The organism is Salmonella enterica subsp. arizonae, from assembly GCF_008692845.1.
Classification (GTDB): domain Bacteria; phylum Pseudomonadota; class Gammaproteobacteria; order Enterobacterales; family Enterobacteriaceae; genus Salmonella; species Salmonella arizonae.
The window spans coordinates 98,398-119,187 of sequence record NZ_VXJW01000004.1 but is presented as its reverse complement, the minus strand read 5'-3'; the positions used below and the strand labels follow the sequence as shown (position 1 = coordinate 119,187).

Here is a 20,790-nt window from a genome sequence, read left to right as displayed (position 1 = left end):
GATTTATCTCCTCCTTACTTGCCCAGCGCTTCTACTGTAGCCTTCGCGCCGTTCTGCAATAGCTGTTGGTAAGCGTCGGTAACGGCTTGCACGAATTCTTGGTTCTTCGGCAGGTCGTTGCCAAAGATAGACTCAATGGCTAATAGCCCCCGCACGCGTTCTTCCGGCGTCTGATATTGCTGATGAATCGCCTGATACTGCGCGAGCAGCGGATCGACGACATCAATGGTCTTGCCTTGTTCATCCACACCGCCGACATAACGCATCCATCCGGCGACGCCCAGCGTCAGGCGGCGATAGTCATCGCCCTGTTGCAAGTGCAGGCGTACCGGGTCCAGCAGACGCTGCGGCAGTTTCTGACTGCCGTCCATCGCGATCTGCCAGGTGCGGTGTTTCAACGAGGGGTTAGTGAAACGCGCAATCAACAAATTCGCATATCCTTCCAGATCGGTGCCTTCCGGCATCGACAGAGTCGGCGCTTGTTCATCAAGCATTAGCGCGAGCGCCGCGCGACGGTAAGCCGGGTTGGTCATGGTATCGGCGATTGTGTCATATCCGCCGAGATAACCCAGATAGGCGAGGAAAGAGTGACTGCCGTTAAGCATACGCAACTTCATCATTTCAAACGGTACGACGTCTGCAACGAATTGCGCGCCGACAGTGTCCCAATCCGGGCGGCCATTAACAAAATTATCTTCAATGACCCACTGGCGGAAGGGTTCGCAGGCGATAGCGCAAGGATCATAAACGCCCAACTGGTCGGCAACCAGTTGCAGCGTCTCCTCGGTCGCCGCCGGAACAATACGGTCAACCATGGTGCAGGGGAATGTCACATTTTCGGCAATCCATGCGGCGAGGGCGGCATCGCGCGCTTTCGCCAGACCGAGGACGGCAGCTTTCGCGACGTGGCCATTCTCGCGCACGTTATCGCACGACAGAACAGTAAAGGCTTTCAGTCCTTGCTTCCGGCGTATGTTTAGCGCTTCGACAATATAACCGATAGCGGATTTAGGCTCCTGTGGATGGGCAAGATCGTTTTGGATGAGTGGATTATTGACATCAAGCTCACCGCTGGCAGGGTCGGTGCAGTAGCCTTTTTCGGTCACGGTTAAGGAGACGATCGCTGTTTCCGGGCGCGCCATTGCCGCCAGGATCCCTGCATGACCGTCGAATTCAGGGTGCAGCGCCTCTTTCATTGAACCGATAATTTTCAGTTCGGTGCTTTCTGCGCCGCGTTCTGCAACGGTGTACAGCAAATTTTGCGCTTTCAGGTTCGCGATCAGCCGTGCGTCGTTACCTGGCATCAGGTTCACTTCACAAATGCCCCAGTCGCTGTCGCTCTTTTCCAGTAGATGATGGGTAAAGAGCGCCTGGTGCGCGCGGTGAAACGCGCCGCATCCCAGATGCACAATACGGGATACCAGACGTGATTTATCCCAGTTTGGGCGGTCGACGGAAACCTGGGCGGTGGCGATATTCTGTTCCATTGCAAACTCCTGTCATTCGACGTCTTCGCCCACGGTCTCCGGGGCGAGGCATGTTGCTATTGCATTGCGTAGGGGAAATCGCATGACGCGTCGCGCCATGCGAGAGAAGGTTATTTGCTAAAGAAAGCGCGCTTGATAGCCAGTTCAACGCCGCGAACTTCCGCAAGCCCTTTCAGACGGCCAATAGCGGAATAACCCGGATTCGTTTTCTTCTTCAGATCGTCCAGCATCTGATGACCGTGATCCGGACGCATCGGGATCAGATCGTCGCTACCTTCGGCTTTACGACGGTGCTCTTCTTCCACTATCGCTTTAACGACTTCATACATATCCACATCGCCGTGTAAATGGGCGGCCTCGTGGAAGGTCTTCGGATTCTCTTCGCGCAGCGTAGAGCGCAGATGCGTAAAGTAGATACGCGGACCAAATTGTTTGATCATATCAACCAGATCGTTGTCGGCGCGCACACCGTAAGACCCTGTACACATGGTGAAACCGTTTGCCATGCTATTGACGGTCTCTACCATCCATTGCATGTCTTCAATGGTCGAGACAATGCGCGGCAGGCCGAGAATAGGGCGCGGCGGATCGTCAGGGTGAACGGCCATGCGCACGCCCACCTCGTCGGCAACCGGAATAATGGCTTTCAGGAAATAGGCGAAATGTTCACGCAGTTTTGCTTTATCGATATCTTTATACGTTGCCAGGTGCTGACGGAACTGATCCAGCGTATAGCCTTCTTCCGCGCCAGGTAAACCGGCAATAATGTTGCGGGTCAGACGCGCTTTGTCTTCCTCGCTCATGGTGGCGAAACGCTGACCTGCCTGAGCAATCTCTTCTGCCGTATAGTCGGCTTCTGCTCCCGGACGCTTCAGGATGTGCAGTTCGAACGCGGCAAATTCAATCTGGTCAAAACGCAGCGCTTTTGAACCATCCGGCAATACGTATTCCAGATCGGTACGTGTCCAGTCCAGCACCGGCATAAAGTTATAGCAAACCGTGTAGATACCGCATTGCGCCAGATTACGCAGTGTTTGCTGGTAGTTTTTGATCCACAAATCATACTGCCCTGTGTGGGTTTTGATGTCTTCGTGGATAGGTACGCTCTCTACCACAGACCACTCCAGACCCGCCTCTTCAACGGTAGCTTTACGTTTCTCGATCTCGTCTACCGACCAAATTTCTCCATTCGGAATATGGTGTAACGCTGTCACCACGCCGGTTGCGCCAGCCTGGCGTACATCTGAAAGCGTTACCGGGTCGTTAGGTCCGTACCAGCGCCAGGTTTGTTTCATGTCTCGTTTCCTCTTCTTGCAATGATGTCTTCGTGGTTGACCTATTGTTAGCCAACAGCGAAATGTGCTCTGTAAAACCCATTCTGACTCCTAAATTCAACCAAAATATTTCTCATGTCAACCTTGCTGTCTGAATTGGATAACCAAATCACAAATATCACCATGTATGGTCTGCCAATTTTATTTATTTGATCTGTGTCAATTTTTGCTGGGTAAAATACGTTCACCATTCAACTTGAAATGGGTTGATGTATTTATTTCAAAAATATTAATGGCGAGGGTTGCCGCCAGATTTTGACCGGTCCGGATGAGAAAATATTTATTGGTCAACCAATTTGTGTAATTTCAGTTTTTCCCGCTACAGGTCAGACGGCGTGGAGATAATGTTTTTTAACGAGGCTTTATCATGAAGATGACAAAATTAAGATGGTGGATTATCGGCCTGGTCTGCGTAGGGACCATCGTAAACTACCTGTCCCGTAGCTCGCTTAGCGTTGCGGCGCCAGCGATGATGAAAGAACTCCATTTTGATGAGCAGCAATATTCCTGGGTAGTAAGCGCCTTCCAGCTTTGCTATACCATTGCGCAGCCGATCACTGGTTATTTGATGGATGTCATCGGACTGAAAATCGGCTTCTTTATCTTTGCGTTGTTGTGGTCGCTGATCAACATGGCGCACGCTCTGGCCGGCGGCTGGATAAGTCTGGCATTTCTGCGTGGTCTGATGGGGCTGACCGAGGCGTCGGCTATTCCTGCCGGGATCAAAGCCAGCGCCGAATGGTTCCCGACGAAGGAACGTGGTATTGCGGGAGGCTTGTTTAATATCGGCACCTCGATTGGCGCGATGCTGGCGCCGCCGCTAGTGGTCTGGGCGATGCTGGCCTTTGCTGATAGCGGCATCGGTACTGAAATGGCGTTTGTGATTACCGGGGGTATCGGCGTGCTGTTCGCCATCACCTGGTTCCTAATTTATAACTCGCCAAACAAACACCCATGGATTACCCATAAAGAGTTGCGTTATATCGAGGACGGCCAGGAAAGCTATCTCCAGGATGACAACAAAAAACCGGCCGTTAAAGAGATCGTTAAAAAGCGTAATTTCTGGGCGTTGGCAATCACCCGTTTTCTGGCTGACCCGGCATGGGGGACGTTGAGTTTCTGGATGCCACTGTATCTGATTAACGTGATGCATCTGCCGCTGAAAGAGATCGCCATGTTTGCCTGGCTGCCGTTCCTGGCGGCGGACTTTGGCTGCGTTGCAGGCGGTTTCCTGGCGAAGTTCTTCATGGAAAAGATGCACATGACCACGATCAATGCGCGTCGTTGTAGTTTTACCATCGGGGCTATTTTGATGGTTTCTATCGGTTTTGTCAGCATTACGACTAACCCGTACGTTGCCATTGCATTGATGAGTATTGGAGGTTTTGCGCACCAGACGCTTTCAACAGTCGTTATTACCATGAGCGCTGACCTGTTTAAGAAAAATGAGGTCGCGACGGTTGCGGGTCTGGCAGGATCAGCGGCATGGCTGGGACAGTTAAGCTTCAACCTGTTTATGGGGGCGTTGGTAGCTATTATCGGTTACGGTCCATTCTTCATTGCACTGAGTCTGTTCGACATTATCGGCGCCATCATTCTGTGGGTACTGATTAAAGATCCAGAAAAGCACCACCCGAAAATAACGGAGCAGCCGCTGGCGGCTCACCCCTAAAGTTGTATCGGTTTCACAGGCCTGATAAGCGAAGCGCCATCAGGCTCTAACGGCCACCGTAGGGTGGCCGTCTTCATCTGACCTGAGCATAAAATCTTACTGAATACTCATTTTCACATCCCGGTAATTCAGGCGAGCGCCCAGCGCCGCTATCTGTAATTTTTCCTTTACACGTTTATGCAGGCGAAGGGGTAAATTGGCGCCGATGTGGATAAAGAAATGGCGGCAAGACTACTATTGGCCACCATGGATGGTATTTTGTCGGGTAGCAACTCTGCAAGCTGGTTGTCGGCAAAAATACGCGTTCGTTTTATACAAGCGGGTTATCATTTAGTTTGCCTGATTATTTTCAGATGCTGAAAATAATATTGTGGTAAGGACTATTGTTTTCGGCCTTGATTTTTATTGACCGTCTCACGGACGGTGATCATAAATAAATTACTGCTTATGTAAATAAAGGTTCAATACCTGTACTCTTTACTCCATAAATTTTGCGCAGCCTCACAAAAAGATGGCATAACATCTAAATGCCTGCTCCATAATATCTACCATATACTATACGTTAATTTGAGTTTGATTTTTTATGTTGGGGATATAACGATGACACGTAATTTTACTATTTCAGCCTGTCAGTATATTGTTACTGAAATAAACACTTTTGAAGATTTCATAACGAAAGTAAGAACGCTCCTTAATAAAAGTAAGAGCTCTGATATTGTTATCTTCCCTGAGCTATTTACCATTGAATTATTTACATTGTTGAGAAAATGGCAAGAAAGACCCATTTCACATCTTATTTTAATTGATCAGTTCACGGATGCCTATAAGCAGCTTTTTCAACAGGAAGCGAAAGAAAGAGGACAGTTCATCGTTGCCGGTTCTCATCTGGAGCAGACTGGGGCAGAACGATATGAAAATGTTGCGCATATATGGGGCCCAAATGGCGAACATTATTCCCACAGTAAGACGCATATATTTCCGGCTGAACGTGGATGGTATACTCAGGAAGGCGATAAAATGGCCGTGTTTCAATTGCCGTTTGCAAAGGTGGGGTTTAATATTTGCTATGAAGCAGAAATCCCTGAGTGTGCCGCGTCACTGGCGGAGCAGGGTGTAGAGTTAGTTTTAACGCCTTCCGCCACGTTTACTGAACAGGGATTTTGGCGAGTCAGGCATTGTTGCCATTCACGTTGTATTGAAAATCAAATTTATCTTGTCCACTGTTGCCTGGGCGGAAATCCTGGCGGACCATTGCCAGGGTGCTGGGCCCGAAGTTCAATTTTAAGTCCCTGTGATGTCGTGTGGAAAAATCCAGAAGGTATTATCGCAGAGGCGCACGTCAATAAAGAGGATGTCATTTCAGGAGAGATTAACCTCGATGTCTTATATGAAAATAGACTTGAGGGTGCAGCAACAACGTTCAAGGACAGACGTAGAAAAGCAGGCATATATAATATCTGGCCATCACACATTAAATAACAGAATGTGTTCCTTCTATATATTAACTGGAGGTTGTTATGGGATATTTAAAATTACCAGATGGTAAAAGAATTGCGGTTAATCTTGGTGTCGATGTAGATGCTCAGTCTTTATGGCTTGGCGGATTTAATCGACCATCGCCATCCTTTATGTCACGTGGAGAATTTGGTGCGCAAGTTGGCGTGCCGAGGCTTCTGAAATTGTTCAAAGAAAATAATATTAGAACCACCTTTTTTATTCCCGGACACTCTGTAGACACCTTCCCGGAAATCAGTAAAGCGATTTTTGATGCCGGGCATGAAATCGCTCACCATGGTTACTACCATGAAAACCCGACACTGGTAAATCGTGACACAGAACGCCGACTTATGGATCTGGCATTCGCCTGCTATAAAAGACATTTCGGCATACGTCCTGCGGGCTACCGCTCTCCCTATTGGGATTATAGCGAGAATACGCTGGATCTTCTGGAGGAAGCCGGTTTTATATATGACAGTAGCCTGATGGCGAGAGATTTTGTGCCTTACCATCCTCAACGTTGGCAGGTGAATTGGGAGACGGGAAATATCGCAGGACCAGCCAGCGCGATTCTGGAAATTCCAGTCAGCTGGTATCTGGATGATTTTCCCGCACTGGCGTATACCGGCAACCAGGAGGGAATGAGCGATACTGATGGCGTTCTTCGCCGCTGGAAGGATATTTTTACCTATGCTTATAACCACCAGGAAAACGGTTTATATGCGATGGCTCTTCATCCGCAGATAATCGGTCATGGGCATCATATGATGATGTTGTCACGTCTGATTGAACATATCAAAGGACATGATGGTGTATGGTTTGCGACCTGTGAGGAGATTGCTCGTGTATGGGTGGATGACGAAGAGGATCGTCAAAAAATGCTCCGTCCTGATGTTCGTGGCGTAGCGCCGGTTCCGGATGATTATGGTTGGCCTGGTAAATGATACCACACCATGACAGTGCGAATAATATCAGCCGGGTAACGGATTACCCGGTCAAAAGTTGCCTGTTTGCTCGCTCATTAATTAATATTTTCCATAAGAAAAGGCGGCTATCCAGAGTTGTATAAAACCCTTTTTTATTTCTGTCAAAACGATAGTTAACCAGGATTGTTTGTTTTTTTTGATTTAAATCATTTTTTAGTGTTCGCAGTGAAGTAAATAATATTCATAATGTGAATATTTATAAAAATAAAATTTCAATAGTGATTAAGTTTTATATAACGCGTTGATTTTTAATGTTTGTGTGCGTGTTAATTGATATTGGTCAAATTTGATTTTTTATCGAATAAGTAAAAATTAAGTTGATATTTATTTTGTGATGTGTTTTTTATATATGGCTGGTTGTTATTCTGAAATGTCGATTTTTGAATAACGAACCTGTGATACAGGCGCCAAGGATACTTTGCGATAAAAGGGATTGCATATGGCAGAGAGCGTTAAGTATAACCTCAATTGTATTTGGCCTCTGCGGGTCAAAATCATCTATAACGCTGTAACCGGCGGAGTAACGTTCACCAGACGCGAGTAAATGTTAGCAGAATCTCTGCAAATCTGTCGCCTTTCAGTCTGTGTTTTTTGGTAACTGCGCTTTCAATGAGTGTGACAAGCGTTGGCCACGTTTATTCGCTTGACCGTTGAACTGCTGCCTGATCAACAAGGAGATAAATCATGGACGCGGTTTTTTTAAAGCTCGACAATATCAAAGGCAAAAGCCAGGCTGAAGGCTTTAAAGATCAGATAGAGGCCATGTCTTGTAGCCAAAATGTGGCAACGCAGGTAAGTAATGATGTTAGTGGTGGGGCTGGCGGTAAACCGCTGGAAACGATGTCGCTGAACTTCACGAAAAAATCAGAAGGCGCTCAACGGGACTCCGGCTCGTCAGTATGGGATCTGGAGATAAGCCAGAAAGGGAAATGATGATGACGCCGACCATTCCGGTCTCGCCACTCGACAGGCTCTTGGTTGAGGGGATAAGCCCACACGAATTGGTACGCCGGAAGTTGATGTGTTTATTCAACTCTTGCGCTTCGGCAGGTGGCGAGACGTTACCACCGCTGCTTACCCGGGGTATGCCGGAATGGCACGAGTTAAATGTGGGTGACAAACGGGTTCTCAACTGGTTTTGCCGTGAACTTCGCGCTGCTATTTTGCGTTATGAGCCGAGAATCAACGTCCTGCGAGTCAGTGTAAAAGATGCTTATCATCAGCCGCTGGCGTTGTATCTGGAAGCGATATTACAGGATGAGCCTGAACCGTTAAGACTGGATATAACTTACTATAATGGTAGATGGCGCTAGTTATCGTAGGAAAGAACACCGGGTAGGGCGTTTTACACACCTTGCGATTTACCTTAAAAGCAAAAAAACGCAGCGAGCGAACCCGATAATCAGGCAAATCGCCCAACTTTCGGTATGGCCGATCTGCCTGGATCATTTTTCAGCGCATTATTGACGCGAATAGAACGTCGATTCGCTTAATATTGCTACGAGGACATACAACATTTTCATGATTGTTAATAACGGATCATGACAGATTTAAGTTCGGTATAGTCATCAATAAACGCGCTGCCAAATTCGCGGCCAATACCTGACCCTTTCATCCCTCCAAAAGGTACTGCGGGATCGAGAAATGTATGCATATTTACCCATACCATTCCAGCATCAATATCTTCAGCGTAGCGTAATGCCTTACAAATATTTTCCGACCATACACTTGCAGCAAGCCCGAATGGCGAAGCGTTAATACGTGAAAGCGCCTCTTTTTCATTCTGATAACCGATAAAACTGCAGAGTGGACCGAAGGTTTCCTCGTGCATCAGGGGGCTGTTTTCACTACGCACTTTTACCGCCGTCGGCTGTAAAAAGTACCCTTCGCTGGGTAAAATTTCACCGCCGTAAACAATGGTATCCCCTTCTTCCCGTGCGAGTTGAATCAGACGTAACATTTTTTCAAGCTGAGCCTGATTCGCCAGGGGGCCCATCACCGTTTTTTCATCTAAAGGCGAGCCGGGCACGATCTCCGATAACCGTTGTCTGAGGAGCGTCATGACCGTATCCAGTTTTTCCTGGGGCAGATAAAAACGCTCTGCGGCAGCACAAATCTGTCCTTGATTCAGATAGCCAGCTTCAAGGATACCGTTGACCATGGCTTGTGCCGTGAGATCATTGAGAAACAGCGCCGCATTTTTTCCTCCCAGTTCGAGAGTAACGCGTTTTCCTGCAGATATTGCCGAACGCCGGACTTTCTCTCCTGTCGCAACCGAGCCTGTGAAACTGACTTTGGCGCAATCTGGATGCGCGATCAGCTGTTGCGCTATCTCACCGCCAACACCGTTTACCACGTTAATCACACCATCAGGGAGACCCGCCTCTTTAGCCAGTTCAGCGACTCGTAGCAGTGTCAGCGGGGTATATTCACTTGGTTTGATGACGATGGTGCAGCCACATACCAGCGCTGCTGCCAGCTTCCAGATAGCAATCATAATTGAGAAATTCCACGGCACGATACCGACAACCACGCCAATGGGTTGGCGTTTGGTAAAAGCCGTGTATCTCTCTTCCCCCATTGATGGCAGTGAGACATCCAGTGTTTCACCGGTAATTTTTCCTGCCCAACCGGCAAAATAACGCAGGAATGCCACTGACTGATCGAGTTCAAGACCGCGCGACAGCATAATAGTTTTACCTGAACACACGCTTTCGAGTTGAGCCAGCTCTTCGCGATGAGCAACAAGAGTATCAGCCAGTTTTAGCAGTAATGCGCCGCGTTGTAACGTTGACATCTTACGCCAGACATCAAACGCCAGTCTGGCGCTCTGCATGGCCTGTTCTGCCTGCGCGGGGGTAGCCGACACAACCTCGGCGATGGTTTTGCCGGTGGCTGGGTTAGTGACCGTAAATTTCGCGCCGTTTCCGGCCTGACGTTCTCCTGCAATAAATTGCCCGTGTCGTTGACGTAAAAAAGTGGTTACTTCGGCAAGTAATGTCACGTCGCTCATCAAAGGTGCCTGTAGTTCAGGAATATAAGTTCTTCCATCACAACATACTTTACCGGGCCTGAATATCGTTCCAAAGAACGTCATTCTTCCGGACGATATTCTGTAAAACGCTACCGTGCTGTGATAGCGGCCTTAGTCAAGCGTGATGACAAGGTAACGCGATGAATACAAAAATCGATGCGTTGAATTATTACGGCGCGACGAAAAAATACCCGTTGCATTTTCCTGCTCTGCAAGAGGACATTGATGCCGATGTGGTGATTATTGGTGGTGGCTTTTCAGGCATCAATACTGCGCTGGAACTGGCGGAGCAGGGGATCAACAATGTCGTTGTTCTCGAGGCCCGGCATCTTGGGTACGGCGGCACCGGGCGAAACGGCGGCCAGGTGATGGCCGGTATAGGTCACGACATCGAAGCCGTTAAAAAATATGTAGGCGCAGAGGGAATGGAGACACTGTTTAAAATCGCTAACCTCGGCGCAGGCATTATTCGGGAACGAATTCGTAAATACCATATTGATGCTGATTTTGTCCCCGGATATGGTTATCTGGCCTACAACCAGCGGCAGTTAAAAACGCTGCAACAATGGGAAAAAGAATTCAAAGCCGCTACGCCGGAAGACGATATTGAGCTCTATACCGGTAAAGATGTGCAACAGGTTATCGGTTCCGACGTCTACTGCGGTGTTCTCAAACATATGGGCGGAGGGCATGTCCACTCGCTGAATTTATTGTTGGGCTCCGCTCAAGCGGCGAATTCGCTGGGAGTGAAGATATTCGAATATTCACCAGTGGTTGAGGTCAGTTACGGTAAAACTGTGCAGGTACGTACTGCGATGGGCAGCGTAAAAGCGGCCAAATTGCTGTGGGCCTGCGATAGTTTTCTCAATAATCTGGAACCAGAAATTTATAAAAAAACGCTGGTGACTTATTCTTATCAGGTCTCTACAGAACCTCTCTCCAGTGAGCTTGTTGAGCGGATCAGTCCCTTGCGCGGGGCTTTTAGTGATATCCGCCCGGTGATAAATTACTACCGTCTCACAAAAGAAAATCGCCTGCTGTTTGGCAGCGCCACAAGGTTTCTTGAATATACGCCTCACGATTTTGCGGCCTGGAATCGTGCTCTGTTAACAGAGATTTTTCCTTATTTGAAGGACGTTAAAATCGATTTTGCCTGGGGAGGGCCGATGGCCTGTAGCGCGAATCTGTTTCCGCAGATTGGCACGCTTCGTGAGCACAATAATGTTTTTTATGTCCAGGGATATTCCGGTTTTGGGGTCACGCCCTCCCATATCGTATGCAAAATCCTGGCTGAAGGAATAAATGGCGGTTCCGAACGGTATCGTCTGATGAGTGGCATTCCTCACGCGACAATTTATGGTCGCGACAGGCTACGTCTATTGCTGGTCAGTGCTGGAAAATTAATACATCAAACCGCCGGTTTCTGGAAAGGCCGGAATTAACCAGGAGAACATTAATGCATGCTTTTAAGCTCAATCAACCTGTTCCTGAATTACAGCCAGTCGGAAGTGTCAGCCTGCTGGGGGCGTCGCCAACAGAAGGCGACCCTCAGGTCGCCGTTGCGATGATTTACGGTAAACCTGAGGATGTATTTACCTGTGGATTGTTTTCATCGACCCGCGGCGGTTTCACTATGATTTACCCCTTTACCGAACATGCAACCGTGCTGGAAGGGGAAGTAGAGTTAACGGTCGCAGGACAGGAGCCAATACGTTTTTCACCAGGCGACAGTTGGTTTGTTGAGCAGGGGACCGAAGTGGCTTGGAAAGTTCTGACTCCCCGTTTTGTAAAACATTATCTGGCAAAAGTTGAAAGCAATAAATTGGGCTGAATCCTTTAATTGTTCGTCAGTACCGTTGGTATTCCTGGGGAGAATAACCCGCTCCCCATTTGTTATTACCGCGTGCGGGCGATTGCGTCACAAAGTTGTTTACCGTTATCCATCTTCAGAACGATACCCACTGGATGGGATGCCTGCCATAAATAAACATTATTCCAGAGCGGTAATTTATTATTGTAATAATAGTGAAGAGGTTGACCATGTTTAAAAACAGACTTGCCAGCCATCTTGAACGTGGCGTTATCGGTTTCCCCACGACGCTTGCCAGCTCCGTCGGACTGATTATGGCAAGCCCGGTGATTCTGACCGTGACCAGTGGTTTTGGCTCAGGAGGCGATACCTTTGCTCTCGCGGTATTACTGGCATTTATTATGATGCAAGCGCAGATTACCACCTTTGCCGAAGCGGCAACGCTCATTCCAACTACTGGCTCCGTCTACGACTATATTTCCTGCGGGATGGGGCGTTTTTTCGCTATCACCGGCGCGCTTTGCGCCTACCTGATCGTACACATTTTTGCCGGAACGGCAGAAACGATTCTCGCTGGCGTTATGGCGCTGGTAAATTTCGAGTCTGTTAACGAACAGGTAGCCATGCCCCACAATACCTGGATGGTTGGCGTCGGCATGGTTGTGGTTTTCGGCATACTGAATGCCATTGGTGTTGAAATATTTGGCAAGGTGGAAGTCTTTCTTACGTTCGGTATGTGGACGACCCTGACCATCTTCGGCTTGTGCGGCATTATGTTATCCCCGATAACCCACCATACTGGGTGGTTTGGCGCACCGCTTGATGTCAGGAATCTCTCAGGTCTGTTTGGTTATATTGGCATGGCGATGTTTATGTTCGTCGGTTGTGAACTGGTAACGCCAATGGCGCCGGAAATTAAAAAAGCGCATCGTACTATTCCCAGAGCGATGGCGCTTGGTCTTTTAGCGGTGGCTGGTTGTATGTTTCTCTATGGCGCCGCCATTAACCGTCAGGTAAATAATGTGGTCGTCGATGCGGCAAACAATATCTTTTTACTGGATACGCCGATGGCTATTCCCGCCTTCGCCAATCGTATAATGGGACATGTCGGGCAATACTGGTTGGGCGTGGGTTTATTGCTGGCGGGATGTGCGACGATTAATACTTTGATGGCGGCAGTACCGCGTATTATATACGGCATGGCGCTGGACGGCGCTTTGCCGCGGTTTCTGACCTGGCTGCACCCCCGCTTTAAAACACCGGTAATCGCCATCGCTTTCGGTGTTGCGATTCCCTGTTTACACGCCTGGTATCTGAACGGTGATATCGACCACATCGTTCCGCTGATCCTCGCCGCGGTTTGCGCCTGGGGAGTCGCTTATCTGCTGGTAACGTTGTCGGTAGTTATATTGCGTATTCGACGTCCTGATCTGCCACGCGCTTACCGGGCTCCCTGGTTCCCCTTACCGCAGATTATTTCGAGCGTTGGTATTATTATCGCGATTATTAATATCGCACCGCCAGGAATGAACAGTCGGGATGTACTTATACCATTCGGTATTATGCTTGGATTGACTGCCTCCTATGCTTTGTTCTGGACATTATGTGTTCAACGGGTTAATCCTTTCCTCCCGCTTCCCGTAGAAGAGGTCGTGGAACGGGCAATGGGCAATTATGAAAAGCGAAACAATGAAGAGATGATGCCCGATGTCCTCCGTCCCTTGGTTTAAGAGCGCATTAATGAACATGGTGTTACGTGATTTGAGCGGCTGGCGTTGTGAAAAATTGACCGAGCATAGCGCCGTGCTGCATCTGAATGCTTTTACCCAAATTACCTGTCGTGTTCAGCAAAAACGGTTATTTATGGCCAGTATTCACAGCTGTGAATTTAGGGTGAAAGGCGCAATCGATTATCCTTTGCTAGGCAAAATTCGCGTTCATCAGCCCGGATGGTTAAAACGTTATCCTGTCATTTTTACTGGCAGCAAAAGCGCTGCCGTGCTGATTGACTATCTTAATCGTTTCCCCAATTTACAACAGGCTTTGAGTGAACTGGATTATCGTCGGTTTTCTCTGGTGTTAAATCATAAGGAATGGCATTGCAGCATTGAGCTGTGGGCTGCCAGCGAAGTGGTCTGCAAAATGCCGCCGCTACGCCGTTATCTGCGGCTTGAGCGGCACCAGCGTATTCTTCTGCTGAGTGTGATAAATATGATCAATCAGGTCATGAATCAATGGCTACAACAGGATGCCGACGGCAGATAATATGAACATTATATTGTATTGATGCGCCAGTTCAGAAGCGTTGTTAATCCAGGCATATATGAAACGTAGGGAAAAGCCTCGTCATTGACGCGGGATAAAAGAGAAAGCTTTTACATATTCAGTGAGTGTTGTACCGAGGACATTCTGGTTCGGGAAACCAGTTCCGTGCGATTTATCACTTCCGTTTTAGCAAAAATATTGCGTAAATGCGTTTTCACTGTTGAGAGAGAGATATTCAACTGACGGGCAATCAATTTGTTGCTGGCACCTTCGCAGACCATTCCCACAATTTCACGTTCTTTCGCGGTCAATATTGACGCCAGATCGTTGTCCCCCTGAAGAGAATCATGAATAGCCAGTCCCAGTAATGGTTGTACTGCCTGCGCACGCAAACGCTCTTCACTGGAAAAAGGAATATCGCGCATTAATGAAATGCCCGCGATGATACGATGGCCCCGACGAATAAAGATCTCAATCATGTCGCAAACATGATTAGGTAACATAAATTCATGATAATAAAGGCGATGACGAGCGCAGATGCCGGGCGTCATCGTCGCGACGGTAATAACCTGTTGACCGAACCGGGAAGGCGATAGCGGATCTAACGGCTGAAAATGCTCCAGATATTGTTGGTGTGTGCCATTAGAAATATTATGTAGAACATAGCCTTCCGGCTTTAAGTAATCATTAACACGGTAAAAAACCGCTGACGACAGAGGAATGAGTTGCGCAATACTCTGTAAGCAATGGAGAGTGATCCCGTCATGATGGCCAGTATTTGATAAGGCTGACATGTTATCTCCTTCCATCCGGATGAGCGCGCCGAGACGCAGTAAGATAGTGGTTATTGAAACATACAATTTACATTCGTGTAACACAATCATTCATATGTTAATAATGTGACGTGTGTTGCGATATTTTTAATAACTAATTGAAATTTATTGTTTTTATTTAAGGCCCCATCTAATTTTTAAAAATGTCATTAAAACTTATTAATATAATATCTTTATGTCGTGGTTGAACTCATATAATGAAAAGGTCGACGGTTCTCGTTCCTCAGGACGATATCCTTTTGAGACGACTGTTCTATGATTTTCTGAAACAGCGCAAGTTAACAGAGACTTAATTTCTGACTCAGATGTGATTTGCTCAATAACATTTCACTAGCGTCATGCGCTATGCAGAGAACCGGCGTATCAAAAGATACAGCTTGCCCCTGCATTCTGACAGCAGCATCAATAGACGCTATTTCGAAATGCTAGTGATGTCTTTGCATCATAAATGATAATTACAGGACAGAATAATGTTGAATCTCAACATATTACGGCAACAACAAATCCCCGTAATGACGGAAAGCCGGGCGCAGATCCCTTTTCATATTCTGGCGAAACCCATTGGCCCGGCCTGTAATCTGGCCTGCCGCTATTGTTATTACCCACAGGGCGAAACGCCCGTAGAAAAAATGAATGAATCAACCCTGGAGGTTTTTATTTGTCGCTATATTGCGGCGCAACCTGCCAGTGCGCGTGAAATTAATTTTGTTTGGCAAGGCGGTGAACCGCTTTTAGCCGGAATCGGTTTTTATAAAAAAGTAATAGCGCTTCAACAACGATATGCGCCTGAAGGTGTGACGATCAGTAATAGTCTGCAAACGAATGCGACGTTGTTAAACGATGCCTGGTGCCGCCTTTTTCGCGAAAATAATTTTACTATTGGCATCAGCCTTGAGGGCAGTGAAGAGTTGCAAAATCGCCATCGCCCTGGCAAACGCGGTGAGGCCAGTTATCCGGCTGCGCTGCGGGGCATCGTATTGTTACAACAATATCGAGTCGATTTTAACTTACTGATCGTCGTGCATGATGAAATGGCTCGCCATGCGGCAGCCATCTACGATCATGTCGTTAGCCTTGGCGCACGTTATCTGCAATTTCAGCCGCTGATGAACGAAGGCAATGCCCTACAGCGACGTTACCAATTGAGTGCTGATAACTGGGGGCGTTTCATGATTGGTATCTGGCGTCAATGGTGCAAACGCGGCGATATGGGGCGGGTCTTTGTGATCAATATTGAACAGGCATGGGCACAATATTTTACGCATATTAGCGCCACCTGTGTCCACTCCGCGCGCTGCGGCACGAATCTGGTAATGGAACCGGATGGCAAACTCTATGCCTGCGATCATCTGATTAATAGCCAGCATTACCTTGGGCAGCTTGGTAATAATTCGTTAGCTCCAGCAGTAGATTTCGCAACCCGGCTGCCCTTTGGTATTAAGAAAAGCCAGCGCCGGGAGTGTCAACGTTGCTCTGTGAAAATAGTCTGTCAGGGAGGCTGCCCCGCACATATCAACAGTGCTGGCTACAATCGGCTTTGTAGCGGCTATTACTCTTTTTTCACGGAAATTCTGGCTCCACTACGCGCCTGGCCACGGGATCTGGATGGCCTGAAGGCCTGGCGTGCTAACGTTCTGAGCAGGTTTCCGGGCTGATAGCCGTTCTTGCCGCATTTGCCCGCTACTCTGTACAACCCCCGTAGTCTGAAATGGAGAATAAGCCGTGAAGAAACAAGCGACTCTTGCCACACTCAGCATTATCTTCTCCGCTACGGCGTACAGTACGCAAAACGAGCGCCCTGATATTATTGTGATTATCGCTGATGATATGGGATATTCTGATATCAGTCCTTTCGGCGGGGAAATCCCAACGCCTAATTTGCAGGCGATGGCCGAGAACGGCGTGCGGATGAGTCAATATTACACGTCTCCCATGTCTGCTCCCGCCCGTGCTATGTTATTAACCGGGAATACCAGTCAGCAAGCTGGTATGGGCGGTATGTGGTGGTATGAAAACACCCTGGGTAAGGAAGGCTATGAACTGCGCCTGACGGATCGGGTCACTACCATGGCTGAACGCTTTAAAGATGCCGGTTACAATACGCTGATGGCGGGTAAATGGCATCTCGGCTTTACGCCTGGTTCGACGCCAAAGGACCGGGGCTTTCGTCATTCTTTCGCTTTGATGGGGGGAGGCGCCAGTCACTTTGATGATGCCGTGCCGCTGGGGACCGTTGAGATATTTCATACTTATTACACCCGTGACAACCAGCGCGTTTCACTGCCCTCCAATTTTTACTCCAGCGAAGCTTATGCCAGCCAGCTTAATCGCTGGATCAGCAAGACGCCACGGGAACAACCTATCTTCGCGTGGTTGGCCTTTACCGCGCCGCATGATCCCCTGCAGGCGCCGGATGAATGGGTTAGCCGTTTTAAAAGTCAGTATGAACAGGGCTATGCAGCCGTCTATCGTCAGCGTATTGCTCGTCTGAAGAAACTGGGTTTTCTGCGTGATGACATACCTTTGCCGGGACTGGAACTTGATAAAGAATGGCAGGCGATGACCCCGGAACAGCAGAAATACATGGCAAAGGTGATGCAGGTTTACGCTGCTATGATCGCCAATATGGATGCACAGATCGGTACTGTTATCGATACATTAAAAAAGACCGGGCGCGATAAAAACACGATTCTGGTCTTCTTAAGCGATAATGGTGTGAATCCGGCAGAGGGTTTTCACTATGAATCTGAAGCGGATTTTTGGAAGCAATTTGATAACCGTTACGAAAATATTGGTCGTAAAAATTCATTTATCTCTTATGGCCCGCACTGGGCTGATGTCAGTAATGCGCCTTATGGCCGCTATCACAAAACGACCAGCGGCCAGGGGGGAATTAACACCAGTTTTATGATTTCCGGCCCCGGTATCATACATAATGGCGCCATAGATCACGCTACTATGGCGGCATATGACGTCGCGCCCACGTTATATGAATTTGCAGGTATTGATGCCAGTAAACCTTTATCTAAAAGACCGGCACTGCCAATGACCGGCGTGAGTTTTAAACGCTATCTGACTGGTGAAAGTCTGAATGCGCCTCGCACGCAATATGGTGTTGAACTTCATAATCAGGCGGCTTGGATAGATGGAAAATGGAAATTGCGTCGACTTGTCACGCTATTCCCACGGGCAGGTTATGCGCCATGGGAATTATTCAACCTGCAACGTGACCCTCTGGAAACGCATAATCTTGCAGCAGATTATCCGGATAAAGTGAAAATACTGAGCAGTGCCTATGAGGCATTTGCAAAACAAACAATGGTTCTTTATGCCAAAGGCAAGCTTATCGATTATGTGGGTATCGACAGTAAAACCGGACGTTATCTGGCCGTCGATCCACATACATTGCAGCCAGTTCCTGCTCCGTTAGTTATTCCTTTAAATACAAAATCGGGACAGTAGTTATTGATCACATTGCAAATATCACGTAGCCGCATTCAGCCAGTGACTTTCAGGATGAAGTTTCTTAACGTTGGCGATGTATCGCCGCGCCGGTATGCCAGAGCCAGCTTTGCGACGGGCATCTGGTCAGCAACGGGGCGGTATACTACTCCCTTGACCTTAACCTGTCTCATTGAATCTGGAACCATTGATACCCCCATTTCAGCCGAAACAAGGTTAATGACTGAAGAAATTTGTGGCACAAATTGACTAATTTTCGGTTCAAAACCCGCCTTACCGCAGGCCCCGATCACTGAGTCATAAAGCGACAGGCCGATTTCACGTGGGAAGAGTAAAAAAAACTCATCCTTGAGAGTAGAGAGTGCAATCTGGTCACATGCCGCCGCAGGATGCGTTTCTGCCAGCACAATAACCATCGGCTCTTCAGAAAGTAACCTGAGCTGGAAACGTTCGTTGCCTTTGAAATCGGGTCTCAGAAAGGCAACATCCAGCGATCCTTCATTCAATCCATCAGCCAGTCGGGTTGTATTTCCTTCCTCAAGCTGCAAACGAACGTCAGGATAAGCCCGCTTGAAAGTACGGATTGCACCAGGCACCACACTATTAAATGCCGCAGAGGCAGTAAAACCCACCCTTAACACGCCCGATTCCCCCCGGGCAACTCGCTGCGCCGCCAGCGCGGCTCTTGACGCGGTAACAGGCATCTCTTTAACAACATCATAAAATGCTCTTCCTGCCTCGGTTAATTCCGCTCCATGAGGCATTCTTCGGAACAGTTGCGCTCCCAGCTCTCTTTCCAGATCCTTAATTTGTTGGCTCAGCGGCGGTTGACCTATACCTAATTTTGTCGCAGCCCGCGTGAAATGCCGTTCTTCAGCGACGGCAAGAAAATAGCGAATATGGCGCAGCTCCATCTTCATCTCCAAAAGCAATTAAGAACGTCACTATCATATATTGGACGAATGAGACTGGCGAGCGCATAGTGAGATTTTAGGAGGTGCAATATGTCCAATATTCCTAATACTCAGACACGTAGCTGGCTTTTTACTCCAGCAATTCGACCCGAACGTTTCATTAAAGCAGCTGAAAGCGGGGCGGACATTTCTATTATCGATCTTGAAGATTCAGTCGCCCCGAATGACAAGGCGCAGGCCCGGAAAAACGCGATGCAGTTCCTTTTATCCAGACCAAATTCATCGCGAAAAATAGCATTAAGAATTAATGGAATGAATACTCATGCTGGCATTGAAGACCTGCATATGTTACTGGAATGCCGTCTTTTTCCTGATTACATTATTCTTCCGAAAACAGAGTCAGCAGCACACCTGCAGATACTTGATAGTCTTATCATGATGGCTGGTTCTGATACTCGCCTTATCGGCATTATTGAGTCAGTTGCCGGGCTTAATGCCGTAGAATCTATTGCGGGCGCCACCCCCAGACTCTGCGGGTTGATGTTTGGCGCCGCAGATATGGCGGCCGATATTGGTGCCACACTCGCCTGGGAGCCTCTTGCTCTTGTTCGGGCCAGGATAGTGGCCGCCTGTGCTATGAAGGGGCTTCTTGCAATAGATGCTCCCTTCTTTAAGGTAGGCGATTTTTCAGGTCTGAATGATGAAACTCTGCAGGCGCTCAGCTTCGGTTTTTCTGCAAAATCGGCTATTCATCCCGCTCAGATTAGCGCAATCAACACAGCCTTTACCCCTACAGCAGCAGAAATTAATCATGCTCGTGAAGTACTGACAGAGAATAGCAAAGGCGTCGGGATCGTTAACGGCATGATGATAGATGAAGCCGTAGCCCGTCATGCCCGGCAATTACTCGCCCGGGCAGGAATCTTTTCTTGATTTCATTAATAGAGAAACTGATTATGAAAACGTTATTACCTGCTTATAAAGCCATTAGCGAGGGGCGCTACCGAGAAATTTCGGGTCTTTACTGGGAGGATTTTTATCCCGGTGATGTTTTTGAACATCGTCCCGGTCGTACGGTACTAGACGCCGATAATGTGTGGTTCACCCTGCTTACTCTTAATGTACAGCCGGTCCATTTCGATGCAGCTTACGCCAGTAAAACGGAATGGAAAAAGTTACTGGTTGATTCAACGTTCACTCTGGCGCTTCTAACCGGTATGAGCGTGCGTACCGTCAGTGCCAAAGTCGTGGCTAATCTTGGCTGGGATAAGGTACAAGCCGTCCATCCGGTTTTCGCAGGGGATACTCTTTATGCTGAAAGCACAGTACTCGGCAAACGCCTGTCAAATAGCCGTCCGGGACAAGGCATCGTTACTGTTCGGACGTGTGGTATTAACCAGGATGGCGTAGAGGTCATGCACTTCGAACGAACAATGTTAGTTTATTGCCGTGGATGCTCGCCTGAAGAAGACGCTGCTTATTGAGAAATCGCACTG

General features: G+C 48.1%; 18 protein-coding genes. 13 read left to right on the top strand and 5 right to left on the bottom strand.

What is annotated here, in order from left to right:
- Positions 1-14: 14 nt before the first annotated feature.
- Together F4V61_RS09625 and uxuA are read right to left on the bottom strand one after the other, a co-directional pair.
- The gene (locus F4V61_RS09625) at positions 15-1,487 is read right to left on the bottom strand and encodes a fructuronate reductase (RefSeq protein WP_079781469.1); all 1,473 of its coding nucleotides are present in this window, start codon (positions 1,485-1,487) and stop codon (positions 15-17) included.
- Positions 1,488-1,597: 110 nt separating this feature from the next.
- Complete coding sequence (gene uxuA, locus F4V61_RS09620; RefSeq protein WP_000815482.1) at positions 1,598-2,782, bottom strand: mannonate dehydratase; 1,185 nt, start codon at positions 2,780-2,782, stop codon at positions 1,598-1,600.
- A 406-nt stretch (positions 2,783-3,188) separates the two neighbouring features.
- Here uxuA and F4V61_RS09615 point away from each other — a divergent pair, with 406 nt between their 5' ends.
- From F4V61_RS09615 to iraD, 5 genes are all read left to right on the top strand, one after another.
- Positions 3,189-4,493, top strand: coding sequence for an MFS transporter (locus tag F4V61_RS09615; RefSeq protein WP_000784364.1), 1,305 nt, complete (start codon positions 3,189-3,191; stop codon positions 4,491-4,493).
- A 600-nt stretch (positions 4,494-5,093) separates the two neighbouring features.
- Complete coding sequence (locus F4V61_RS09605; RefSeq protein WP_000197724.1) at positions 5,094-5,972, top strand: carbon-nitrogen hydrolase family protein; 879 nt, start codon at positions 5,094-5,096, stop codon at positions 5,970-5,972.
- Between the two features lie 38 nt (positions 5,973-6,010).
- The gene (locus tag F4V61_RS09600; protein ID WP_000540886.1) at positions 6,011-6,934 is read left to right on the top strand and encodes a polysaccharide deacetylase family protein; all 924 of its coding nucleotides are present in this window, start codon (positions 6,011-6,013) and stop codon (positions 6,932-6,934) included.
- Between the two features lie 726 nt (positions 6,935-7,660).
- Positions 7,661-7,909: a type VI secretion system tube protein Hcp gene (locus F4V61_RS09595; RefSeq protein ID WP_038397632.1), complete on the top strand. Its 249-nt coding sequence runs from the start codon at positions 7,661-7,663 to the stop codon at positions 7,907-7,909.
- A complete protein-coding gene (gene iraD / locus F4V61_RS09590) occupies positions 7,909-8,289 on the top strand; it encodes an anti-adapter protein IraD (protein WP_038397904.1) in 381 nt (126 codons plus the stop codon). The genes F4V61_RS09595 and iraD overlap by 1 nt, the downstream gene beginning before the upstream one ends.
- 215 nt (positions 8,290-8,504) lie before the next feature.
- Here iraD and F4V61_RS09585 read toward each other — a convergent pair whose 3' ends face one another.
- On the bottom strand, positions 8,505-9,989 hold the full coding sequence (locus F4V61_RS09585; RefSeq protein WP_058819735.1) for an aldehyde dehydrogenase family protein: 1,485 nt from the start codon (positions 9,987-9,989) through the stop codon (positions 8,505-8,507).
- A gap of 161 nt (positions 9,990-10,150) precedes the next feature.
- On the opposite strand from F4V61_RS09585, the gene F4V61_RS09580 reads away from it, so the two are divergent.
- From F4V61_RS09580 to F4V61_RS09565, 4 genes are all read left to right on the top strand, one after another.
- Entirely contained in the window at positions 10,151-11,452 is a 1,302-nt protein-coding gene (locus F4V61_RS09580) for an NAD(P)/FAD-dependent oxidoreductase (RefSeq protein ID WP_058345418.1), read from the top strand.
- A gap of 14 nt (positions 11,453-11,466) precedes the next feature.
- The gene (locus F4V61_RS09575) at positions 11,467-11,841 is read left to right on the top strand and encodes a cupin domain-containing protein (protein WP_000542986.1); all 375 of its coding nucleotides are present in this window, start codon (positions 11,467-11,469) and stop codon (positions 11,839-11,841) included.
- Between the two features lie 209 nt (positions 11,842-12,050).
- A complete protein-coding gene (locus F4V61_RS09570) occupies positions 12,051-13,550 on the top strand; it encodes an APC family permease (protein WP_079828599.1) in 1,500 nt (499 codons plus the stop codon).
- Positions 13,528-14,085, top strand: a complete 558-nt coding sequence (locus tag F4V61_RS09565) for a DUF3156 family protein (RefSeq protein ID WP_079781472.1) — start codon at positions 13,528-13,530, stop codon at positions 14,083-14,085. The genes F4V61_RS09570 and F4V61_RS09565 overlap by 23 nt, the downstream gene beginning before the upstream one ends.
- Before the next feature lie 110 nt (positions 14,086-14,195).
- Here F4V61_RS09565 and F4V61_RS09560 read toward each other — a convergent pair whose 3' ends face one another.
- Entirely contained in the window at positions 14,196-14,879 is a 684-nt protein-coding gene (locus tag F4V61_RS09560) for a helix-turn-helix transcriptional regulator (RefSeq protein ID WP_001275316.1), read from the bottom strand.
- Between the two features lie 509 nt (positions 14,880-15,388).
- Here F4V61_RS09560 and F4V61_RS09555 point away from each other — a divergent pair.
- Positions 15,389-16,573: an anaerobic sulfatase maturase gene (locus F4V61_RS09555; protein WP_000933423.1), complete on the top strand. Its 1,185-nt coding sequence runs from the start codon at positions 15,389-15,391 to the stop codon at positions 16,571-16,573.
- Between the two features lie 67 nt (positions 16,574-16,640).
- Positions 16,641-18,380, top strand: coding sequence for an arylsulfatase (locus F4V61_RS09550; RefSeq protein ID WP_038397635.1), 1,740 nt, complete (start codon positions 16,641-16,643; stop codon positions 18,378-18,380).
- Between the two features lie 35 nt (positions 18,381-18,415).
- On the opposite strand, the gene ripR is transcribed toward F4V61_RS09550, so the two are convergent.
- Positions 18,416-19,294: an itaconate degradation transcriptional regulator RipR gene (gene ripR / locus F4V61_RS09545; RefSeq protein WP_079798886.1), complete on the bottom strand. Its 879-nt coding sequence runs from the start codon at positions 19,292-19,294 to the stop codon at positions 18,416-18,418.
- A 90-nt stretch (positions 19,295-19,384) separates the two neighbouring features.
- On the opposite strand from ripR, the gene ripC reads away from it, so the two are divergent.
- Entirely contained in the window at positions 19,385-20,227 is an 843-nt protein-coding gene (gene ripC / locus F4V61_RS09540; RefSeq protein ID WP_000065514.1) for an itaconate degradation C-C-lyase RipC, read from the top strand.
- A gap of 23 nt (positions 20,228-20,250) precedes the next feature.
- The gene (ripB, locus tag F4V61_RS09535; protein ID WP_024132124.1) at positions 20,251-20,778 is read left to right on the top strand and encodes a (R)-specific enoyl-CoA hydratase RipB/Ich; all 528 of its coding nucleotides are present in this window, start codon (positions 20,251-20,253) and stop codon (positions 20,776-20,778) included.
- Positions 20,779-20,790 lie beyond the last annotated feature (12 nt).